The organism is Micromonospora pallida (assembly GCF_900090325.1).
In the GTDB taxonomy this organism is placed as follows: domain Bacteria; phylum Actinomycetota; class Actinomycetes; order Mycobacteriales; family Micromonosporaceae; genus Micromonospora; species Micromonospora pallida.
In genome coordinates, this window is the sequence record NZ_FMHW01000002.1 from 2,395,164 (window position 1) to 2,417,298 (window position 22,135).

The 22,135-nt window shown below is 72.1% G+C and carries 14 protein-coding genes; 4 read left to right on the forward strand and 10 right to left on the reverse strand.

The features are described from left to right. Window positions 1-5 precede the first annotated feature (5 nt). Genes GA0074692_RS10370 through GA0074692_RS10390 form a run of 5 tightly spaced genes read right to left on the reverse strand, consistent with a single transcriptional unit; the run spans window position 6 to window position 5,227 of the window. A complete protein-coding gene (locus tag GA0074692_RS10370) occupies window positions 6-1,250 on the reverse strand; it encodes an aminotransferase class I/II-fold pyridoxal phosphate-dependent enzyme (RefSeq protein ID WP_091642457.1) in 1,245 nt (414 codons plus the stop codon). 45 nt (window positions 1,251-1,295) lie between these two features. Further along, complete coding sequence (locus tag GA0074692_RS10375; RefSeq protein WP_091642461.1) at window positions 1,296-2,462, reverse strand: hypothetical protein; 1,167 nt, start codon at window positions 2,460-2,462, stop codon at window positions 1,296-1,298. Then, window positions 2,459-3,175, reverse strand: coding sequence for a hypothetical protein (locus GA0074692_RS10380; protein WP_091642464.1), 717 nt, complete (start codon window positions 3,173-3,175; stop codon window positions 2,459-2,461). Before GA0074692_RS10380 ends, GA0074692_RS10375 begins: the two co-directional genes overlap by 4 nt. After that, complete coding sequence (locus GA0074692_RS10385) at window positions 3,165-4,478, reverse strand: PLP-dependent aminotransferase family protein (protein WP_091642467.1); 1,314 nt, start codon at window positions 4,476-4,478, stop codon at window positions 3,165-3,167. The genes GA0074692_RS10380 and GA0074692_RS10385 overlap by 11 nt, the downstream gene beginning before the upstream one ends. Next, window positions 4,475-5,227, reverse strand: coding sequence for a TauD/TfdA family dioxygenase (locus GA0074692_RS10390; protein ID WP_176738380.1), 753 nt, complete (start codon window positions 5,225-5,227; stop codon window positions 4,475-4,477). The genes GA0074692_RS10385 and GA0074692_RS10390 overlap by 4 nt, the downstream gene beginning before the upstream one ends. 560 nt (window positions 5,228-5,787) lie before the next feature. Between GA0074692_RS10390 and GA0074692_RS10395 the strand changes: the two genes are divergently transcribed. From GA0074692_RS10395 to GA0074692_RS10405, 3 genes are all read left to right on the forward strand, one after another. Further along, the gene (locus GA0074692_RS10395) at window positions 5,788-6,990 is read left to right on the forward strand and encodes a S8 family peptidase (RefSeq protein ID WP_091642474.1); all 1,203 of its coding nucleotides are present in this window, start codon (window positions 5,788-5,790) and stop codon (window positions 6,988-6,990) included. Between the two features lie 173 nt (window positions 6,991-7,163). Then, window positions 7,164-8,522, forward strand: coding sequence for a serine/threonine-protein kinase (locus GA0074692_RS10400; RefSeq protein ID WP_176738381.1), 1,359 nt, complete (start codon window positions 7,164-7,166; stop codon window positions 8,520-8,522). Between the two features lie 85 nt (window positions 8,523-8,607). Continuing rightward, on the forward strand, window positions 8,608-10,404 hold the full coding sequence (locus tag GA0074692_RS10405) for a vWA domain-containing protein (protein WP_091642480.1): 1,797 nt from the start codon (window positions 8,608-8,610) through the stop codon (window positions 10,402-10,404). Between the two features lie 87 nt (window positions 10,405-10,491). On the opposite strand, the gene GA0074692_RS10410 is transcribed toward GA0074692_RS10405, so the two are convergent. The 3 genes from GA0074692_RS10410 to GA0074692_RS10420 all read right to left on the reverse strand — a co-directional run bounded on the left by GA0074692_RS10410 (window position 10,492) and on the right by GA0074692_RS10420 (window position 17,139). After that, on the reverse strand, window positions 10,492-11,922 hold the full coding sequence (locus GA0074692_RS10410) for an NAD(P)/FAD-dependent oxidoreductase (protein WP_176738382.1): 1,431 nt from the start codon (window positions 11,920-11,922) through the stop codon (window positions 10,492-10,494). Window positions 11,923-11,986: 64 nt separating this feature from the next. After that, entirely contained in the window at window positions 11,987-15,319 is a 3,333-nt protein-coding gene (locus GA0074692_RS35335; RefSeq protein ID WP_218106616.1) for an MFS transporter, read from the reverse strand. After that, window positions 15,316-17,139 carry a hypothetical protein gene (locus GA0074692_RS10420; RefSeq protein ID WP_091642487.1) on the reverse strand — a complete coding sequence of 608 codons (1,824 nt, stop codon included), beginning with the start codon at window positions 17,137-17,139 and terminating at the stop codon, window positions 15,316-15,318. The genes GA0074692_RS35335 and GA0074692_RS10420 overlap by 4 nt, the downstream gene beginning before the upstream one ends. A 760-nt stretch (window positions 17,140-17,899) precedes the next feature. On the opposite strand from GA0074692_RS10420, the gene GA0074692_RS10425 reads away from it, so the two are divergent. Continuing rightward, a complete protein-coding gene (locus GA0074692_RS10425) occupies window positions 17,900-18,700 on the forward strand; it encodes an SIR2 family NAD-dependent protein deacylase (protein ID WP_091642491.1) in 801 nt (266 codons plus the stop codon). Between the two features lie 42 nt (window positions 18,701-18,742). On the opposite strand, the gene GA0074692_RS10430 is transcribed toward GA0074692_RS10425, so the two are convergent. Both GA0074692_RS10430 and GA0074692_RS10435 read right to left on the reverse strand, forming a co-directional pair. After that, the gene (locus tag GA0074692_RS10430; RefSeq protein WP_091642495.1) at window positions 18,743-21,064 is read right to left on the reverse strand and encodes a lantibiotic dehydratase; all 2,322 of its coding nucleotides are present in this window, start codon (window positions 21,062-21,064) and stop codon (window positions 18,743-18,745) included. Next, entirely contained in the window at window positions 21,064-22,119 is a 1,056-nt protein-coding gene (locus tag GA0074692_RS10435) for a methyltransferase (protein ID WP_091642497.1), read from the reverse strand. Before GA0074692_RS10435 ends, GA0074692_RS10430 begins: the two co-directional genes overlap by 1 nt. Window positions 22,120-22,135: the final 16 nt, after the last annotated feature.

The following is a 22,135-nucleotide window of genomic DNA, read 5'->3' on the forward strand; positions in this document are numbered from 1 at the left end:
TGTTTCTACGCGTCCAGTTGCCGGCGCAGGAACCGCAGGTTGTCCCGCAGCTCCGTGGCCGGTACCGAGATGTTGAGCCGGATGCCGTACCGGTCGGGGTAGAGCCGGTGCCAGTACTCGGGCGCGGCCCCGAACAGGTAGTTCGGGTTGACCTTCATCCCGGCGTGCCCGAGCCGGTTGACCCAGCGGGTGTAGTCGTCGGGCGAGGGGAACGACCGGGCCAGCCAGCGGAACGTGGAGTAGCCCGCCACCGGCCGGGACGCCCCGGCCAACGGCTCGAACAGCCCGCACTCGTCGAGCAGGTCGATGTTGCGGGCGAAGTGCCGGGTCGCCGCCGCCATCTCCGTCAGGAACATCGCCTCCTCCCGGTGGTCGAGGAACGGTACCCCGTGCCGGTCGAAGAGCTCTCGCAGCCGGGCGGACGTGGCGGCCCGGTCGACGCGGTCGGCGAGGGCGAGCAGGAGCAGCCCGAGGTGCGCCGCGACGACCAGCGCGACCGCGGCGTGCACCGAGTAGCCCCGCTCGAAGCGGACCGCGGCGGCGAACTCGGCGAACCCCGGTTCGGTGCCGGCAAGGAACCCGACCCGCAGGCCGGGGACGGAGAGGTCCTTGGAGGGGGTCATGCAGAGCAGCCACCGGGGGTACGCCGTCATCTTGCGGTACAGCACCGCGCGGAAGTCGTCGACGCGGTCGAACTGCGGCAGCGAGAAGGGCACGTCGATCAGGGCGAGGTCGTCCGGGTCGGCGGGCGGGGGCGGCCACAGCCAGGAGCCGAGGACGCCGTTGGGCGCGACGTCGACCAGCATCCGACGTCGCCCCGTCGGCACCGGCCGGTCGAGCTGCCCCTCGGTGCCGTAGTAGACCGGCTCGACCGCCCCGTAGCGGGACAGCGAGTGCTCGAAGGAGTAGTAGTTGGGAATCGGCAGCACCGGCTGCACGCCCTGGTAGGCGGCGTACTCGCAGGCGAAGCTGATCGCCTCGGTGCTGCCGTGGAAGAGCTGCACCTGCTCGGCGGCGAGCGGTGCGATGCCCAGGTACTGGCCAAGCAGTTCACCGACCAGGGTCCGGGCGGGGACCAGCCCGGCGTCGTCGTACTCGACCACCCGGTGGGTGACGACGTCGGCGTAGAGCCGGGCCAGGAACCCGGTCACCGCAGCCGGCACCGGCCGTCGGTTCACCCCGTACCCGAGTTGACGGCACGGGCCGGAGACGCCCGCGCGGATGGTGCGGTAGTACCGGACGCACGGCACGTCCGGGAACCCCGCGGCGTTGAGGTGCGGCGTGGACAGTGTCGCCTACCTCTGGTCGTCGACCCGGCCGAGGAGGTCGTGCAGACGTGGCACCAGCCCCCACAGGTCGTCCCGGTACTCGAAGGCGTCCTCCGCGCCACCCGGTGTCCGGGCCGCGATGGTCTCGGCCAGGGCCTCGGCGAGCGTCTCCGCGGAGGGCTCGTCGAGCACCCGGCCCAGGCCGTGCCGGCGTACCTCGTCCGCCGTCGCGCCGAAGCCGTCGACGATCAGGGGCACTCCGTACAGCCGGCTGTCCCGGATGCGCAGGCGGACGCAGGTGTCGTTCTCCACACCCGGTCGGGCCACGCAGACGAAGGCCCGCGCGCCGGTGAGGTACGCGTCGCGGGCCTGGTGCGTCACCGGCTGGCGGACGACGGTCACCAGGTCGCCCACGGCGCGGTCGGCGATGCGCTTCTCCAGCGCCTCGACGATCTCCCGGGTGTCCGGGTGCGGCTGGCCGTAGAGGAAGGCGGCGGAGATCCGCAGTCCCCGCCGGGCGCAGATCGCCACCGCGTCGACCAGCAGGTGCGGGTCGTAGAACGACCAGACGCCGCCGGTCCACAGCACGTCGGCGAGCGGCGCCGGGGTGGTCCGCTCCACGACCAGCCGACTGTGCCGGCTGAAGCCGATCGGCACGGACGTCACCAGGTGGTCCAGGGTGGCCGACCCGGCCAGGTCCCGCACGCCGATCCGGCCGAGGGTGACCAGGCTGGCCAGGATGGTCGCGCGTTCCACCCGGGACCGGCAGATGAAGTGGTGGGAGGCGCGCAGTTGCCGCTGGTACGCCTCGAGGATCTCCCGGTACCGCTCCTCCGGGGCGTCCTGGCGCAGCAGCGACGGGTAGCTGCCGTGCTCGATCGGCGGCGCGGTCTCCGAGACGATCAGCGGTCCGGCCGCCACCGCCTGGGCCAGCCGGTCGGGGTCGGCGACGTCGAAGAAGAAGACGGCGTCGGTGTCGGCCAGCAGGTCGCCCCACCGGTCGGCCCGTCGTTCGAGCCGCGCCCCGCCCAGGTGCATCGGGTCGGGCACGTCCGGCGAGTAGACGGTGACCGCGAACTCGTCGGCGAGGGTCTCCGCCAGTTCGGCGATCCGTACGGCCAGTCCGGAGGCCGCCTGCTGCGACACCGGGTAGTCACCGGCGTCGAACAGCAGCCGCCTACGCATCCCGTTCACAGGTCGTCCACCCGGTTGACGTTGTGGAACCCGTCGACCAGGATGGCCGGCGAGTCGACCAGGGCGGTGGCACCCGCACCGGTCATGATCCCGGGCAGCCCGTCCCGGTGCGCCGCCGCGGCGAAGACGGTCGCCCAGGCGGCGTTGAAGCCCGAGGGGTCGGCCGGCTTCTCCGCCGCGTGCTCGACGACCCGGACCGGTCCCCTGCCGCGCAGCCGCAGGGCGCCGTCGTTGGCGAGCCGGACCGGGTCGTGGATCGTCGCGGCGAGCACCGCGTACGGGTGCCGGGCCAGCAGGTCGTACGCCTCGGCGAACCGCTGGGCGAGCACGTCGTCGGTGACCACCTGGTCCGGCAGCACGACCGCCGTCGGGCCGGTGCACAGGGGCAGGGCCGCGGTCACCGCGCCGGACAGGTCGGGGCCGTGCCGGTCGGCCTGGTAGACGAAGACGGTGTCGAGCACGTCGGCGTAGCGGGCCAGGTAGGCCACCGTGTCCGCCTTGTGCGCCCGGATCACCACCACCAGCCGTACCGACGCGTCGCGCCGGGCCGCGAAGTCCCGGACCGGCGCCAGGGCATGATCGATGATCGACTCGGCGTGGTTGATCCGGTGCAGTTCCTTCGGGTACGGCGCGTCGAACCGGCGTTGCACCCCGGCACAGGGGACGATCACCGTCAGTGTCGGCCGGCTCCGGCCCGGTCGGTCAGCGGCCATGGCCGTCAAGGTGGTCGTGGCCGTCGGGGTGGTAGTGGCGGAGGTGGAACGGCTCACCGAGGTTGTCGCGCAGCGCCATCCGTCGCGCGCCCGCCTCGTCCACCCGGCCCCGGCGCACCAGGTCGAATATCTGCACCAGTTCGGACATCGACTCGGCGCGGGCGCCCTCGAAGGTCAGTTCGGCGGACCCGAGCCGCAGGGCCGGCCGGCCGTCGAAGCCCGGCAGATCGGGGATGACGTTGACCCGTACCCCGGCCTCGGCCAGCCCGGCCGCGAAGCGCATCGGGTCGACCTCCGGGCCGGTGTCCACCCAAACCTGGTGGCAGTCGGTGATGTCGTCGGTGCCGACGACCACCTCGAACCCGGCGGTGAGCAGTTCCGCGCCGAACACCCGGGCGTTGTCGATCACCTGGGCCGCGTAGGCCGCGCCGAACAGCTCGAACTCGGCGGCCGCGAGGCAGAGGGAGAGGGTCTCGGCGAAGTGGTGGCTGCTGATCGTCTCGAACTGGGTCCGGGCGATCAGATCTGCGAGTTCCGGGTCGCGGGTGAAGAGCACGCCCTTGTGCGGCCCGGGGAAGGTCTTGTGGGTGGAGCCGCCCATGGTGTCCGCGCCGAGGTCCAGCGGGTTGCGGTGCGCGCCACCGAGCACCAGTCCGAGGGTGTGGCTGACGTCGGCGTGGACCCGGGTACGCGGGCTGACCTCCCGGACGGTCTGGACGACCTCGGCGACGTCGATCTCGGCCAGGCTGTTCTGGAGGTCCAGGTAGACCAGCACCGGCCGGTGCTCCCGCAGGACGGCCCGCAGGCGCTCGACGTCGACCCGCCCGCCCCGCTGGCCGACCGTGACCGGTCGGCGGCCCAGCCGCCCGATGACCGACGCGGTGGCGTAGTGCCCGCCGGACGCCGGGTCGATGCTCACCACGGTGTCGCCCAGTTCGCCGCCGAGGGCCATCAGGATCAGGAACATCGCGCTCATGCCGGAGACCGGCCGTACGTTGACCAGGGCGCCGCCGGCCAGCCGGGCCAGCGCGGGGATGCCGACCCGGACCTCGATGTCGCCCACGCCCTGCCCACCCCGGAAGTTCCACTCCTCCTCGGCGAGCCGGGCGTTGAAGAAGTACCGGTTGTAGAAGTCGGACCGCAGCGGGACGCTCGCCAGCGGGGAGATCCGGTTCTCGCTCGGCACCAGGTTGACAGCCCGCCGGCTCGCGTCGTCCTCCGACCGCAGCCGGTCGACGATCTCACCGAGCAACCGGTGGCCGTCAACCACGGCCTGCTGTCCCTGCATGGTGGAGCCGGTCATTGCGGGCTGGTTCCGAAGGTCGCGCGGAGCAGTTCGCGGGGTTGGGCGGCGCTGTCCTGGTAGCTCTGTCGGGCGTGCGAGACCCGGTCGTTGCGGACGATCAGGCACTCGCCGGCCGCGAGCCGGACGGAGAGCCGGTACCGGCCGTCGCTGCTGCTCTCCTGCCGGACGAAGGCCAGGGCGCGGGCGAGGGCGTCCTCCTCCCCGTCGGGCGGGATCCAGGTGGTGGTGCTGGGGACGTCGGAGTACCGGTTGACGATGACCCCGTCGTCCCGGACGACGAACGCCGGCCCGTCGGTATGCGCCTCGACCCCGCGCAGGGTGGACGAGCGCCGCAGCACGGTGGGGCGGGTCAGGACGGCCGCCGCCGCCGGATCGGTCTCCCGCAGCGCGTGGAACGCCCCGATCGAGTTGAACAGCAGCGACTCCCCGCCCTGCACGGCGGGCCGTACGCAGTACATGAGCACCGTCGGCACGTCCCCGGGACCGTCCAGGGTGCCGTCGACGTGGAACTCCTGGGCCGACCGGACCGCGAAGCCCGGATGGTCACCGCCGTCGTCCGCGCGGATCTCGGCGTAGGGTCGGTTGAACTGCTCGGCCCCGGGCAGCCGGTACAGCGCGGGGACGTACGGCTCACCGAGGGACCAGGACTTCGCGAGGAAGTCGATCGCCTCCTGGGGGGACAGGCTTCCGGGCATCTCCGCGATGGCGAACCCGTAGGTGTCGAGCCTGTCACCAAGTTCGTCCACCCCCCGACCGGAGGGGGCGACAGCCACCGGGCACGCGGCTGCGGCGTCTCGGTAATCGACGAACAGCTGCTTCAACTCGCAGGGCCCTTTCTCGCTCCCGGCCGGGCCCACCCGGTCGGCATCTCGGCGTCCGTTACGTCGGCGGCGCGGACTGTCGACGACCGGGCCGGCCAACCTGGACGGATCGGCCCGTCCCCGCCGTTCCGGGCACGCACCGCGCCCCCGGCGCGACACGGTTCCGTAACGGGACGGACCGACTGTGCGTGTGTCACCACCGAACTCTCGTCGGCCCAGCGCGTTACATGGTGCCCGTGGCCCCGGACGGCCGGTCCTGTCGTTTGTTAGTACTGCGGCAGCGGCAGATCACGGGATCGGCGACGCGGATAGTGGCAGCTCCGACGCGACGGGCGAGCACACCGGCCAGTTTTCAGTCAGCGCCGATCCGCACCACACACCATCGACTCCTGCGTATTTCATGGATAGCGTCGTCGGTACCGCCCCCACCACCGCCCGGCCTCCTCGCGCACCCCGTGGCGGCCAGGGCAGGAAGGACCGCATCGATGACATCCCTTCGTCTCCACCGCCGCCGGCTGGGCTCCGTCGGCGTGCTCGCGGCCTCGGCGCTGGTCGCCGCCCTGGTCGGCGCTCCGGTGACCGCAGCACCCCCGGACGGTGAGATCCTGCGGGCCGGCGGGGCCACCACCGTTGCCGGCAGCTACCTCGTGGTGCTGAAGGACAGCGCCGTCGGTGGTCCGGCCGGCACCCGGGTCGCCGCCGTGTCGCAGCGGGCCGACGCCCTCGCCGACCGCTACGGCGGGACGGTCGGACACCGCTACGGCACCGCGCTGAACGGTTTCGAGGTACGGCTGCCGGAGCCGGCCGCCCGGCGTCTCGCCGCCGACCCGGCGGTCGCCTACGTCGAGCAGAACCACACCGTACGGCCGGCCACCACCCAGCTCAACGCACCATGGAACCTGGACCGGATCGACCAGCGGACGCCGCCCCTGGACGGCAGGTACAGCTACGTCAGCACGGGTAATGGGGTCACCGCGTACATCATCGACACCGGCATCCGCCTCACCCATCCGGAGTTCGGCCGCGTAGGACCCGGGTACGACGCGGTCGACGGCGCACTACCGGCCGACGACTGCAACGGCCATGGCACGGCGGTCGCCAGCGTCGTCGGCGGGAAGACGTTCGGCGTGGCCAAGGAGGTGCGCCTGGTGCCGGTACGGGTGCTCAACTGCGCCGGCAGCGGCACGTCCGCCGGGCTCATCGCCGGTATCAACTGGGTGACCGCCGACCACCAGCCCGGCCAGCCGGCCGTGGCCAACATCAGCCTCGGTAGCACTCTGAGCACGGCGCTCAACACCGCGGTGGCCAACTCCATCGCCGACGGGGTGACCTACGGGGTCGCCGCCGGGAACAGCAACGCGAACGCCTGCAACTTCTCACCCTCGTCCGTCCTCACCGCGATCGTCGTCGGGGCCACCCAGAGCAACGACACCCGCGCCAGCTTCTCCAACTTCGGTTCCTGCGTGGACATCTACGCCCCCGGGGTGAACATTTCCGTGGCCGGACTCAGCAGCGGCACCGTCATGATGAGCGGCACGTCGGTAGCGGCGCCGCACGTCACCGGGGCGGCCGCCCGCGTGCTGCAGAACAACCCGACCTGGACGCCGAGCCAGGTGGAGGCGTACCTGGTCGCCCAGGCGACCCTGGTCAACAACCTACCGCTGCTGTACATGGACCCGCTGACCTGACCCTGGCCGACCCGGTCGGCCCGCCGGCCGGTGAATCGCGTCGTGGTGCCCGTCCGGAGCGGCACCGTCGGGCCGGCCGGCCGGGCACCCTCGGCCGGCCGGTGTCGGCATGGCACCATGACCGTGTCCCTTCGCCGCCGGGTGACCGGGACACGAGGCTGATGGAGTCGCCGATGACAGGACTGGCCGGCGCGCCGGTGCCGGGGCTGACCCCGCTGTGGACGCACGACCCGGTCACGGCCGGCCCCTACCGGCTGGCCGGCCGGCTGGGCGCGGGCGGCCAGGGAGTGGTCTACCTCGGCGAGGACGACCAGGGCCACCGGGTCGCGGTCAAGATGATCAACGTCGACCTGAGCAACCCCCGGGCCCGGTCACAGTTCATGAAGGAGATCGCCGCCGCACGGCGGGTCGCGCCGTTCTGCACCGCGCAGGTGCTCTTCGCCGACGTGGACGGCGAACGGCCCTACGTGGTCAGCGAGTACATCGAGGGTCCGACGCTCTACCGGCACGTCCGCGAGCACGGGCCGGTCGCGGGCAACGCGCTGCACCGGTTGGCCGTCGGCACCGCCACCGCGCTCGCCGCGATCCACCGTTCCGACGTCGTGCACTGCGACCTGAAGCCGGACAACGTGGTGCTCGGTCGGGACGGCCCCCGGGTGATCGACTTCGGTATCGCCCGTGCCCTGGGGGTCAGCGAGACCGTCACCAGCCAAGTCGTCGGAACCACCGCCTACATGGCCCCGGAACGCTTCCGCAACGACGCGGTGGGCCCGCCCTGCGACGTCTTCGCCTGGGGTGCCACGATCGCCTTCGCCGCGGGTGGCCGACCCCCGTTCGGCAACGACTCGCTCTTCGCGGTGATGCACCGGGTGGTGAACGAACCGCCCGACCTGCCGCCGCTTCCGGCGGACCTGGACGAGCTGATCCGGCAGTGCCTGGCCAAGGAGCCGGCGGACCGGCCAAAGGCCGAGCAGGTGCTGATGCGGCTCCTCGGGCAGGACGTCAGGGTCACCGGCCCGCTGCGCCGGGAGACCGTGCTCCAGGTGGGCAACGAGACCGCCGGCGCACCGACACCCAACCAGCCGCTGCCGCTACCCCGCTCCGCGTCGGACGGGTCGGCAGGTCCGGCACCGGCGGTCCATCGCGGAGCGACCGCACCGACGTCGGCCGGGCCGACGCCCCAACCTGAACCGGCAGCGACCGCACCGACGGTGGCCGGGCCGACGCCCCAGGCCCACCGGGCAGCGACGGTGGCCGGGCCGACAGCGCAGCACCCGCCATTGGTCTCCGCGCCGCATACGTCCGCCGGGCCGGCGTCCGGTGGCTGGGGGCGGCGGTTCCGCCGAGAGGCCGTGGACGCCTGGGGCGTCTCGACCGCGATCTTCCTCGGTTCGGTCGGTGCCGCCGCCGGCTACGTCGCGTCGAGCGCGGTGAACATGGCGGTGGCGACCGGAGCCGCCACCTTCGTCGTGGTCTACCTGGTCCGGCTGGTCATCGCGATGGCCCTCGGCGACCGGTCCGACCGGCCCTGACGGCAGGGGGTCGGGTCCGGCGCGGTCGGGTGGCGTCGAACCGATAGGTTGACTGCCACCAGTCGACCGCTGAGGAGGACAATCCATGGCCGCCGCCCCGTCGCGTCGTATCCGGCAGTGGTTGCCGTACACCGCCGCCGCCACCGCCGGACTGGTGGTCATCGCCGGGGCGTTCGTGTTCGTCGGGCAGCGGGACGGGGACACCGAGCGGCCCCGGGCCGACTGTGCCACCAAGCTGGAGGTCACCTCCTCGACCGAGAAGGTTGCGCTCCTGGTCGAGCTGGCCAAGCAGTACAACAGCAGCGACCGGTCGCTGGAGGGCGGCGGCTGTGCCCAGGTGCACGTCAGCGGCCTGAACTCGGGCGCGGCCACCGAGGCGTTGGCCGCCGGCTGGACCGGCACCGGCCTGCCGGTGCCGCAGGTCTGGCTGCCCACGTCGAGCCTGTGGACCGGTCAGCTCCGGTTGCTCGACCAGGCCGCCGGCCGGGCACCGCAGACCCCGGACCACCGGTACCCGTCGATCGCGAACAGCCCGTTGGTGATCGCGATGCCCAAGCCCAAGGGCGAGCTGGTCCGCCAGCGCGGACTGCTGGGCTGGGGGGAGATCCTCGGCCTCTCCGGACGGCAGGGGTGGGCCGGCTTCGGCAAGCCGGAGTGGGGGCGGTTCACCTTCGGCAAGGACAACCCGAACCTCTCCACGTCGGGGCTGGCGGCGACCATCGCCACCTACTACGCGGCCGTGCAGCGGTCCAGCGACCTGACCCGCGCCGACCTCGCCGACCCGGCGGTGACGCAGTTCGTCCGGCGGATCGAGGCCAACGTGTCGCACTACAGCGACGACTCGGTCGACCTGCTGCGGGACCTCGCCGAGGCCGACCTGGCCGGTGGGGGCGCCAGCACGGACGACATGAGCGCCATCGTCATGCAGGAGGAGCTGGTCCACCTCTACAACGAGGGGGCGTTGAGCCCGCGGCGGGACGGCGAGGAGCGGGGCCGCCGGCCGAACGTCCCGCTGGTCGCCGTCCACCCGAAGGAGGGCACCTTCAACCTGGACCACCCGTTCGTGGTGCTTCCCACCGCCGACGAACGGCAGCGCGTCGCGGCGGACGACTTCTTCGACTTCCTGACCGAGGACCCGCAGCAGCGCAGCTTCGCCCGGCTCGGCTTCCGCGACCACAAGCGCGGCGCGCCGGCGGAGCTGCTGGCCAGCGTCGGTCCCGAGCCGACCGGCGGACTGACCTACTTCGACCCGCCGGACCCGGCCGTGGTCGAGGCCATGCTGGACAGCTGGAGCACGCTACGCAAGAAGGCCAACATCCTGATCGCCCTGGACACCTCCGGGTCGATGGAGGCGGCCGTCGGCAACCGGACCCGCTTCCAGGTCGCCTCGGCGGCGGCGGCCGAGGGGCTCGCGCTGCTCAACGCGGAGGACCGGGTCGGACTCTGGTCGTTCTCCTCGGAGACGTCGCAGCGGCCGAACAGCCCGTACCGGGAGGAGGTCCGGCTCGGCGACTTCGACCAGAAGAAAATCACCAGTCGGATCGCCGGCCTGCACGTCGAGGGGAGCACTGCCCTCTATGCCACGGTCCGGGCCGCCCACAAGCAGCTGACCGAACGGTACGACCCGGAGCGGATCAACGCCGTCGTCGTGCTGACCGACGGCAAGAACGAGTACAGCCGGGACAACGACCTGGCCCGGCTGCTCACCGACGTCGCCCTGGACCCGGACCGCCCGGTCAAGGTCTTCTGCATCGCCTTCGACCGGGATTCGGACTTCGCCACCCTGGACAAGATCGCCAAGGCGTCCTCGGGCAAGGCGTTCGACGCCACCGACCCCGCCACGATCGACGAGGCGTTCGTGAAGCTGGTCAGCAGCTTCTGACGCACAGGTGCGCCGCCGACCACGACGAGAACGGGTCCGTCCACCAGGACGGACCCGTTTCGTACAGTCAGGAAGAGTCCCGCAGGGTCAGCTCCATGCCTTGTAGTAGGCCAGCAGGGTGGCCAGGAGCGGATCGGCGTCCTCCTCCAACACGTCGTCCAACTCGACCAGCAACTCCGGCGGCGGAGTGAACGTCGGGTGCAGACCGTCGACGATACGGCGGTACGTGTCACGCAGATTCGGGGCGAGGATCGCGGGCCACTCCCGGCTGACGTTCCACTTCATCTCCCAGCCGGTACCCAGCGTGTGGGTGACCGTCGTCTCGACGATCTCCTCGCGGGTGCCGGACGACAGCGGCGGCCGGACCGGTACGAAGTCACGCAGGGACGAGTGTGCCTCCTTGCCCCCCAGCATGTCGGCCATCTGCTGGGCGAGCAGCGGCGACTGGTGCAGGCCGTCGCGGTAGGTGCCGGTGGCCATCCACAGGTTGGCGACACCGTCGACCTTGCCGAACAACGGGAAACCGTCCACGGGAATCGGCCGGTTGCCCACCTGGACCTTCAGGAGGGAGGCGTCGTCCAGGTTGGTGTGCAGCTGGTCCATGGCGCACTCGATCAGGAACTTGAAGTCACTGAGCAACGCGTACTGCCGTGGTTCCCGAGAAATGATGTTCGTGGCCCCGAGGTACAGGGTGCCGTCTGACCGGGGCACACAGTGCAGGCCACAGGCGAAGGCCCGGTTCGGCGTCCGCATGACGGACTCGGGCAGCCGGCCGTCCCCCGTCTCGACGAGCGCCGACACCCCGTACCCGTTGACCATGAAAGGAACCCGCTGCTTAATGTCCTCGAAGGCGTCCAGCAGGTCGTTGGACGTCGAACCGGCGGCGATGATCACGGTGTCGGCGCCGACGACGCTCCCGTCCTCGAGCAGGACCCCGGTGGTCCGGTACCCCTCGGTGACGAGGCCCCGGGCCCGGCCGTCCACGATCGTTCCCGACCTGTTCACCAGCGCCGCGTCCAGCTTGGCCATCAGCAGCGACGAGTCGACCGAGTGCTCGTTGGGGATGTACAGCCCCAGCAGGGACCGGTGCAGGTCGTTCGGCTCCAGCCAGGGGTCCGTCTGCGGATCGACTCGCTCGTAGGGCTCGTCGTACGCCTTCAGGGTGGACTCGATGGCCTGGAAGTTCCCGGTGTCGATCGCCTTGGAGCCGGTGCTGTTGAGGAGGACCACGGTGCCTTGGGACGTGATCAGTCCGGTCTCGTCACCGGACGCGTCGGCCAGGGCCGCCCCCCAGTCCGACCACATGCCGCGCGCCTCGTAGTCGATCGACAACTTGGCCCGGCCGTGGTCGGTCGCCAGCAGCGAGGTGGTCACCTCGCCGAAACATCCCAGCATGGCACCAGACGCCATGGAGGCCGCGTACTTCCGGTTCGGTTCGCCGATCCGGGCGACGCTCACCCCACGACGCGACAACTCGAAGGCGATGGAGGAACCGATGACTCCGTTCCCGACTACCACCACATCGTAGTGACCAATAGATGCCATCAACGTCCCCTATCCATCAGTGCGGGTGGCACGGGCGTCAACTGCGGCCCGCCACGGCCGGCTCCGGTCGTGCCGGTGCGTCGCCGCGTCGCTCGGCAGGCGACTGGAGTTCCGGTGGCAGTTCCGAGATCTCGGGCAGACCCGGCATGTACAGCCGCCCGGGGAAGACCTGCAACCGGCTCCAGTCGTCCCTGGGGTCGAACCGGGCGATGGCACGGCGGTGTTGCCGGGCCTGTTCGAGGGCCCGCTCCCGCGCGGCCGGGTCGGCCCTGCGCGCCGTCGGCTGCGCGAAGTCGGCCTGGGAGATCCGCAGGTACGCCGTGGTGTCCTCGTCGATCCGGTCGGCGAGGCGGCGGATCGCCTCGGCCGGAACGGCGCCCTCGGCGCGCTCCTGCCAGTAGTCGCGTACCCGGCAGGCATGACCGAGCAGGCCGACCATCGCCCGGCTGGAGCTCACGAAGCTGCCCGTGCCGAAGGAGTCACCGGCGACCACGACGTTGGGCGCCACCTGCGCGTCCACGCCCTTCCGGGCGACCACGGTGACCAGTCGCGGGCTGGACAGCGACTGGGTGCTGGCCAGCACCGGCACGGACAGGCCGGTCAGCAGGGAAGCCTGCTCCAGGAAGAAGTCCCGGATCAGCTTCTTGTAGCCGCCGAAGTACGCGGCGGAACGCCGGCTCGTGCCGGGGCGCACCATGCCCTTCCGGATCGGGTCGAACCGCTCGAAGTCCGGCACCTCCACCACGGTCCAGGCGCTCTCGGCGTAGTCCTCGTGGCCGATCACGGCCTGCCGGACCCAGTACTCGGTGCCGTCGGCGTCGAACATCGAGCTGATCCGGCGGCGGGCGTTGTTGTGCACGTACACGCCGAGCAGGCCGAAGATGTAGTCGGCCTGGGCGACCACCGGGCCGCGCCCGTCCCCGTGGTCGATCCGGACGGGCTCCTGCCGGAAGCCGAGCCGGGCAGCGTCGTCGCCGGTGACCCCCTCGGCGATCACCACCAGTTCCGGCGTGCCCAGGTCGAGCACCTCCAGGTCGGTGTCCCGCACCCGCTGGATCCGGCCCTTGTGGTCGACCTCGCGGACCGGCTCGACCCGCACCCGCACCCGCCCGTCCGGACCGCGCTGGAAGCCCGGCTCCGGTGCGGGCCGGGAGGTCCGCGACCGCCACCGGTCCCACCAGCGGCCTGCGGCTGGCTGCGCCACCCGGTGGTAGAGGAAGATCCGGCACCGGGGGGTGAGCCCGGCGGCCAGGTCCATCCGCTCCATCTCCTCCAGGTACCGGCGGAGCAGGATGAGCAGTTCCTCGGCGGCGATAAGGAAGGCCTGCGGTTCGGCGAGCACCTCGTCCATGCCCCGACCCACCAGCGTCGGGTCGAAGTCGGTCGAGACCTCGGGCAGGGTGAGCGGGCCGGCGGCGCGGTTCGGGCGTCCGTCGACCCAACGGTCGTCGATCACGTGGAACGACTCGGCAAGACCAGCGAAGTACGCGTCGGAGTGCCACCCGGAGAGGATCTCGTCGCTGCGCCCGCCGCTGCCGCCCTCCGCGCTCGGCAGATAGAAGGTCTCGTGCAGCACGAGCCGCTGTCCGTCGCCCCGCTGAGGCAGCCGGTCCTCGCCGTAGCGCTCGACCAGGAGCCGGTCCAGCAGGGCGAGGTGGTGGTAGAGGTCCCGGTTGCCCTTCCAGTGCATCAGGTTGATGAACGGGTCGCCGCGCAGGTCCAGACCGACGGCGCGGCGGCCCATCGCGATGGACCAGAGCATCGCCAGCATGTTGGTGCCACCCAGGCCGAGGGCGAGGAAGTCCGCGTCCTCGGCGCCGGTCGGGTCGCGGTGCGCCGCGACGGGCTTGCGGACGTCGGCGCTCCGGCGGGCGGCCGGCCCGGCCACCGCGGTCTCCGACCGCAGCAACAGCAGCGCGAGCAGCGACGCCACCGTCATTCCCAGGCCGACCAGGAACGCCGCCCGGTACCCGCCGGTCAGAGCGGCGGCGGTCGACTCCCCCGCGCCCAGCGCGTCGGCGGTCGCGGCGGCCGCCACCGGGGTGAGCACTGCGAGACCGATCGCCGAGCCGATCTGCTGGGTGGTGTTGATCAGGCCGGACCGCAGGCCGCTGTCCCGGGTGGTCGCGCCGCCCAGCGCCAGTTGCAGCAGCGGCGGGGTGGCCAGGCCGGAGCCGGTCCCCATCAGCAGGACGGCGGGCAGCACGTCGACGACGTAGTTGCCGTCGGCGGGGATCCGGGCGAGCAGCAGCAGACCCAGCGCGAGCAGCACGATGGCCGGCGCGAGCACGGTCCGGGGCTCCAGACGACGGAGCAGGCGCGGGGCCACCTTGAGCGAACCCACCCCCACCGCGACGGTGGCCGGCAGGAAGCCGAAGCCCGCCTCGATCACCGTGAAGCCCAGCACGTCACGCAGGTACAGCGAGGTGAGGAAGAACATCGCCGCCGGCCCGGCCACCATCAACGCGAGCACCAGGTTGGACCGCCCGACGTTGTCCCGGCGCAGCAGGCTCATCGGCATCAGCGGGTGCCGGGCCCGGGTCTGCCAGAAGGCGAAGATCGCCAGCAGCAGCACCGCGGCCCCACCGAGCAGCAGCGTACGGCTGCTCGCCCAGCCGTGGTCGGCGCTCTGCGCGATCGTGTAGACGGTCAGCATCATCGCCGCGACCAGCGCCAGCGCGCCGAACCAGTCGATGCCTTCCCGCTCGCGGGTCTCCTGGACGTTGTCCAGCAGGGACAGCCCGGCGGCGATGGTGAGCGCGCCGACCGGCACGTTGACGAAGAAGATCCACTGCCAGCTCAACCACTGGGTCAGCGCGGCCCCGGCCAGCAGGCCGATCGCCGCGCCCGAGGACGCGACGAAGGCGTACAGGCCGAGTGCCCGGCTCTGCTCCCGGCGCTTCGGGAACATCATGACGATCATGCTGAGCACGACGGCGGTGGTCAGGGCGCCGCCGGCGCCCTGGAGGAAGCGGGCCACGACCAGCACCGCCGGGTCGTCGGCCAGGCCGCAGACCGCCGAGGCGACCGTGAACAGCGTGAGGCCGGCGAGGAACACCCGTTTGGCACCGAACGTGTCGCCCAGCTTTCCGGCCAGCAGCAGCAGACCGCCGAACGGGATCAGGTACGCGTTGACCACCCAGGCCAGGGTCGTCGCCGTGAAGCCCAGGTCCTTCTGGATGTCGGGGAGCGCGACGTACACCGCGGTGCCGTCGATCGCCGCGACGAGAGCACCGGCGCAGACCACCAGCAGGGCGAGTTGCCGCTGCCGGAGCGAGCGGAGCCGCTGCGAACGAATCCGCAGCGGCACCACCGTCTCGCCCCGGCCACCGTGCGAGTCGCCGTGGGGTTGCTCGACGAGCTTCGTCACGAGGCCGCCCCGTGCGTCACCGGCTCGCGGGCCACGCTGTCGGCGGCGGAGGCCGGCTGCCCCGGGCCGCCGGCGAGGGCCGGATGGGTCTCGGAGAGCGGCGGCAGGTCGGCGGTGTGCAGCCGACCGCTGCGGACGGTGAGCCGCCGCCAGTCGGAGGTGTCCAGCGGCACCAGTGAGTGCCGGCGACGGCGTACCGCCTCGACCGTGGTCGCCCGTTCGTCGGCTTCGCGGCTCGTCCGCTTCTGGATCTCGCGGACCCGCTCGTCACCGAAGTTGATCGGCACGGCCTGGCTGAACTCCTGGGCGCTGACCTGCAACCAGTCGAAGGTGTCCGTCTTGATGGAGTCGGCGAGGGTCCGGATCGCGGTCTCCACCGGCACGCCCTTGTCCCGGTCCTCCCAGTAGGTCAGCATCCGGCCGGCGTGCCCGACCATGCCGGTGATCGCGCCGCCGCTGGTCAGGAAGTGGCCGTTGCCGAACGAGTCGCCGGCGACCACGCCGTTGGCCGCCACCAGCGCGTCCGCGCCGGCCCTCTCGACCAGGCTGAACAGCTTCGGCCCGTACGGCAACTGCACCTTCTCGAGGTCGGCGCGGGGCATCTCGAGGATCAGCGCCACCTGCTCCAGGTAGTAGTCGCGGATCAGGCGCTGGTGGGCGCCGACGTACTCGGTGGCGGTCTTGGGGGTGCCGGCCGGCACCAGCCCCGCCGCGACCGGGTCGAAGGTCTCGAAGTCGGGCACCTGGACCAGGATCCAGCCCACCTCGGGGTCGTCCTCGTGACCCACCGCGATCTGTCGCACCCAGTACTCGTTGCCCTCACTGTCGAACTCGGAGGCGATCCGACGCCGCAGCCGGGGACCGACGTACAGCTCGACGAAACCGGCGAGGTAGTCGGCCTGGGCGACGGTGGGACCACGGCCGTCCTGGTGGTCGACCTCGACGTCCTCCTGCCGGAAGCCGAGCCGGTCGGCGTCGTTGCTGTCGAAGCCTTCCGCGATCATGAATACCTCGGGCACGCCGAGGTCGATGACGTCGGTGCCGGGCTTGCGGATCCGGCGGAACTTGTTGCGGTAGTCGAGCTCCTGGATCTCCTCGATGAGGATCTGCTTGCGGCCGTCCCGGAGGGAGACGAAGCCGTCCTCCTGGCGCATCCACTTGAGGAAGCCGTCACCGTCGCCCTCGTCGCCGACGACCACCCGGTGGGAGAGGAAGAGCCGCACCCGGGGCTCCAGGCCGGCCTCGAGGTCCATCTTCTCGACGAGTTCGAGGTAGCGCCGCAGCAGGACCAGCACCTCGGAGGCGCCGGCCTGGAACACCGACGGCCCGTTGAGTACGTCGATCACCGGTCGCCTGATCTTGGTGGAATCGTTCTCGGTCGGCGGCTTCTGCGGCTCGAGGATGGTCAGGACCCGGTGCGGCTTCCCGTCCACCCACCGGTCGTCGATGAACTCGGTGTGGTAGATCAGGCCGGAGATGTGGGAGTGCTCGACGCCGGCGAGGACCTCATCGGCGTAGACGTCACCCGGCTCGGTGTCGTTGCTGTAGAAGATGTCGCGCAGCCTGATCGGCCGGCCGTCGGGGTAGGTCGGAACGCGCTCGTCGCCCCAGTTCTCGGTCATCAACTGGTCGATGAGACCGAGGTGGTGGTAGAAGTCCTCGCGGATGTTCCAGTGCACGCCGAGCGACGGGTCGCCGCGCATCTCCACACCGACGGCGCGCCGACCGCAGGCGACCGTCCACAGCATCGCCATCATGCCGGTCGCGCCGAGTCCCAGCGCCACGAAGTCGGGGTCCTTGGCACCGGCGAAGTCCGACACGGACCGCGTATCGGATTCGGCAGCCGGGTCGAACGCGGTCGACGCAGTCTTCCGGTCACGATTGGTCAGTCGCGCAAAAAGAGATGTGTCCATTGCCTTCCCCTGTTCCTCACTTGAGCCGGAAGGGCGACGAATCTGTGCACGAGTGGCGACCGGGGCAATGAATCGCCCCAGCTCACCACCCCGGAAAACCGCAGTGGCTGACCCCGCTCAGATACGGCGGACGAGAGCAGTCAGATGTCGTCCCATACCGACATCGTTTCGACTGACGGCGACCGGGCGCACGCCAGGAACATCCACGCCTTCGAGGTCAACGACGCCAAAGACGCCTCACGCGCTGTCAGTTATTCGCATCCCGCCCAACCACATCCAGGCCACTGCGGCGGACGACTCTAACATGGACGCACCCCACTGGTCTACCATTACCGTACGCTATCGGCCAATGCCTAACGGTTATACGAAACGTCACGCCCGGTCGGCGGGATGTGTGATTCGGCGGGTCGGATCGGCAGTTCTTGTCGGCAGTGGAAGTTGCCTGGTGAGGCATTCGAGCAGAGCCCCGGGTTGCCATCCCGGCGGCGCTCCGAGCAGTGATGCAACCAGCAAAAGGACGATTGCGTCAGGTCAATGTGAAGATTGTTCGGTCGATCACCTCACCCCGGTCCGGGCCCGCGCCGAGGGTGCGGTGGCGGGCGGCGCCGACGACTGTGACACTCGTCCCGCGCGGCGTGGGTCCGCGTCGGACAGGAGGCACATCCAGATGGGACACCCGGCAACGCAGGAAGCCGCGGCACTGCTCGATCAGGCCGAGCGAGTCGTCGTCTTCACCGGGGCGGGCATGTCGGCCGAGAGCGGTGTGCCGACCTTCCGCGATGCCCTCACCGGGCTGTGGCAGCGGTTCGACGCCCAGGCGCTCGCCACGCCGGAGGCCTTCCGCGCGGATCCGGCACTCGTGTGGGGCTGGTACGAGTGGCGACGCCACGCCGTCCAGCAGGCCCAGCCGAACGCGGGACACCGGGCCGTGGCCGCGATCGAAGCCCGCGTCCCGAACACCGTCCTCGTCACTCAGAACGTCGACGACCTGCACGAGCGCGCCGGTTCGGCGAACCCGGTCCATCTGCACGGCAGCCTGTTCGCCCCACGCTGTTCGGCCTGCGCGCACCCGGCGTCGACGCCGTACGGCGAAGCGGACGAGCCGACCGACGGCCCGGTGCCACCACCACGGTGCGCGCGATGCGCGGCCGACATCCGGCCCGGTGTGGTGTGGTTCGGCGAGGCACTGCCGACGGCGGCCCTGGAGGCCGCCGTCGAGGCGGCGTCCTCCTGCGACCTGCTGGTGACCGTGGGCACCTCCGGCCTGGTGTATCCGGCGGCCGAGATCCCCCAGGTGGCCGCCCGACTCGGGGCCACCGTGATCCAGGTCAATCCAGAGGAGACGCCGCTGGACCGGGTCGCCACCGTCAACCTGCGCGGCCCGGCCGCCCGGGTGCTGCCCGCTCTCGTCGAAGCCGCGTGGGGCGACACCGACCAGGTGCCGGACGAGTCGCCGGGGGACGCGTGACCGGACGGGCTCCGCGAGTGTCCCGCCGCGCCGACCGGTCCGTCACGCCCCGGACGCGGGCCGGGCGGCGGCCGTCGGCGCGGCGACGAAGCGCAGTTCCGAGCTGTGCCGGCGGCCGTCCGAACCGGTGAACCAGAGCTGTTCGGGTGCCGGCAGCATCTCGGTCACGGTGACCTGGGCGGCGGCACCGGCGGTCCGTTCCGCCCGGCGCACCGCACGACACAACACCTCCACCGACGCCAGGCTGGCCAAGTCCACATGCACCGGCTTCCGCTCCCCCGTGCACCGGACGAAGACGTGCCTGGGCAGGCCGTGCCGACCCGCCCAGGCCCGGAGCCGGAGGAAGCGACGGGACTCGTCCGGGTCGCCGGCGAAATCCACCGTACCGGCGGGAAACGTCCAGGACTCACGGCTGACCACCAGCCGGTCGATGGTCACCCGGGGCCGGTGTGGCGCTGCGGAGAGCACCCGGAAGTGGGGCATCAGGTTGGCGGCGACCAGATCCGCCAGTACCTCCAGCAGATCGTGGCACGCGCCGTCGGCACGCCGCTGGACGAGCAGGCGGCCGGCCCGGTCGACCACGTCGCAACCGCCGACCACCAGATCGTGACCGGGATCGTGGCCGCAGGTGTCCGGGGCGAAGACCAGCCGCCGGTCGTCCGGGGCGAGCAGGCGGGGCGAGAAGCGGGTCGCGCTGCCGCCCTGACTGCCGGTGGCGCCGATCCGGACGACCCCGCCCGGCAGGTCGGCGGCCATGGCCCGGGCCAGCCCGGTCGGGTCGGGATGGCACTCGACCCAGCTGGCGTAGCGCATGGTGTGGTAGCCCGGGTGCAGCTCGCCGAGGACCCAGTCGACGTCGCCGGCCGCGATCGCCGCCAGGTCCGGCGCGGCGATCATCAGGTCCGGGCTGTGCTGGGCCGCTGCCGTCCAGCCCGGCGGGCCGGCGGGGAACGCGGCGGTGGCCGCGGTCCGCAGGTCGGCGGCGGCCCGCCACACCCGACGGTTTGGCTCCGCGACCGCGAGCAGCCGTTCCCACCGGTGGTGCAGGGCACGGGTCAGCGGGCGGACGACCGGTCCCGGATCGTCGATCAGCACGCCCCGGGCGGCCAACCACAGCTCCGCCAACGGCACCGGCGCGCCCGGTCGCCGGTTGGCGAGCTGGTCGAAGACGGCGCGTAGCGCCCGCCGGTAGAGCGCCGCGCCGGCCGCGGTGTACCAGCGAGCGCTGTCCAGTAGCAGGGACAGCGGCGCGGCGAGGGTGTCCAGCGCCGCCTGACCGAGCCGGATCGAGTCTGGTTGCCGGCACTCCTCGAAGACCAGCGTCCGGCCCGCGTAGAGCTGACCCGCCTCGCGGACCGGCGCCGCACCGGTGAGGTCGGTGAAGGTCGCGCCGAGCCCGACGAGGGCGTCACGCACGGCCCCGGCGTCGCCCCGCGCGGCCGTCACCGTCGCCGCCGCCGAGGTCAGCCGGTCCAGCGCGGCCAGCGCGGGTGCGCGTACCGCCGGATCGTCGACGGCGGCGACGACGGACCGCAGGGTGGCGGCGGGGTGCAGGTCGTCGGGGGCCGCCTCCAGGGTCCACTCGATCCGGCGGTCGGCATACAGCCGGTCCAGCGCCGCCCACACCCGGTCCGGGTCGTGTCCGGCGTCGGCACGGACCGTCGCGACGACCTGCCGCGCGGTACGCCCCGGCCGCAGCGCCCGCAGGACGTCCGCCTGCACCGGATCCAGCGGCACCGGGTCGGCCAGCGGCACCCGCAGGGTGTTCCCGTCGACGCCGAGCAGCGGCAGCAGCCGGGGCACCAGCCAGGGCCGCAGCGGCGGCGCGAGGGCCCGGCCGAGCTCCGCGAGGGCCCACCCCTCCAGGTAGAGGGTGCGGTTCCCGGCGGTCCCGTCGTGCACGGCGCGGACGGGTTCCGGCTGCTCCGGGTCGATCCGCGCCCAGCGCAGCGGCCCGAAGAACCCGATCGTGTCGTTCTTCGCGGCGTACCGGTGCAGGTAGCTGGTGACCAGGGCCTCGGTCTTGCGGTGCCGGCCGGTGCGCGACACGGTCTCCGGGTCCCGACGCAGCAGGGTGCCGAAGCCGGTGTCCAGGGCCCCCGGGTTCTGCCAGGCCACCGCCTCCCGGATCCGCGGGTCGGTGGCGGCGGAGTGCAACGCTCGGGCGAGGGCCCGCTCGGCCTCCCGGAACCGGGCCCGGTACGCGCCATCGTCGGCCCCGGCGGCGACCGCGTCGGCGAGGGCGGCCAGTTCCGGATCGGCCAGGGGTTCGAGCAGGTCGACGGGGAAGCCGGCGGCGCGGACGCAGAACGAGCGCCACAGCCCCCACCCGCCGCCGAGCGGGACCAGGTGCGCAGCGGACATCAGCCGGCCAGCACCGCGGTCACCAGGTGGTCGGTGTCGGAGCCGGTCAGCATGTGCTGGCGGGCATCGGTGAAGCCCGCCTCGTCCAACAGCGCGGCGAGTTCGTCGTAGGCGTAGGCCCGGCCGCCCTGGGTGTGGAAGAGGTTCAGGCTGAACATCCGGACGAACGCCTCCCCCGGCCCGGCCGGACGCTCCGGCACCTCGGCAAGGGGTTCGAGCAGGACCACGCGGCCGCCCGGGCGCAGCGCGGCGGCGGCCCGGCGCAGCAGGGCGGCCACCGCGTCCCGCTGGTAGCCGTGCACGATGTTGAAGAGCAGCACCAGGTCGTGGTCGGTGCCGAGGTCGGCGGTGAGCAGGTCGCCCGGCCGCAGGGTGACCCGGTCGGTCAGACCGGCGTCGGCGACGGTCCGCGCGCCCTGGGCCAGCGCCCCGTCGAGGTCCACCACGGTCGCCCGCAGCTGCGGGTGGGCGGTGAGGAAGGCGACCGGGTACGCGGCGTGCCCGCCGCCGACGTCAAGCACGCTGCGCGCCTCGGCGGGAACCGGCACCAGGTCGACGATCTCCGGGCCGAGCGCGTCGGCGAGGCCGCGCAGCATGGTGTGGAAGTCGGCGAGAGCCTCCGGGTGCTTCTCCAGCCAGGCGTAGAAGTCGTCGGTCGGGCCGCCGGAGCGGATCGACGCCTCCAGGTCCTGCCACCAGCCGGTAAGCACTGTCGACCAGAAGGAGAGCGCCGGGGCGAAGCTGCCCGGCGCGTCGCGCAGCAGCCAGCGGGCCGTGTTGGCGCTGTTGGCGTACTGCCCGCGGGCGCGGGTGAGGTAGCCGTAGCCGGCCAGCGCGTCGAGCAGGATCCGCAACCCCAGCGGATCGGTGCCGGTGCGCTCGGCGAGCCGGTCGACCGGCAGCGGGCCGTCGGCCAGCGCCTCGAACACCCCCAGCCGCAGGCCGGCGGCGGCGCTGCGGAAGGAGACCGCGTCGAGCAGGTCGAGGAACGCGGCGGGGGCGGCGTCGGATTCGAGGAACAGGTGGGCCTCGTCCGGGCTCAGCGGCACCGGCATGGCGGGCGCTCCTTCT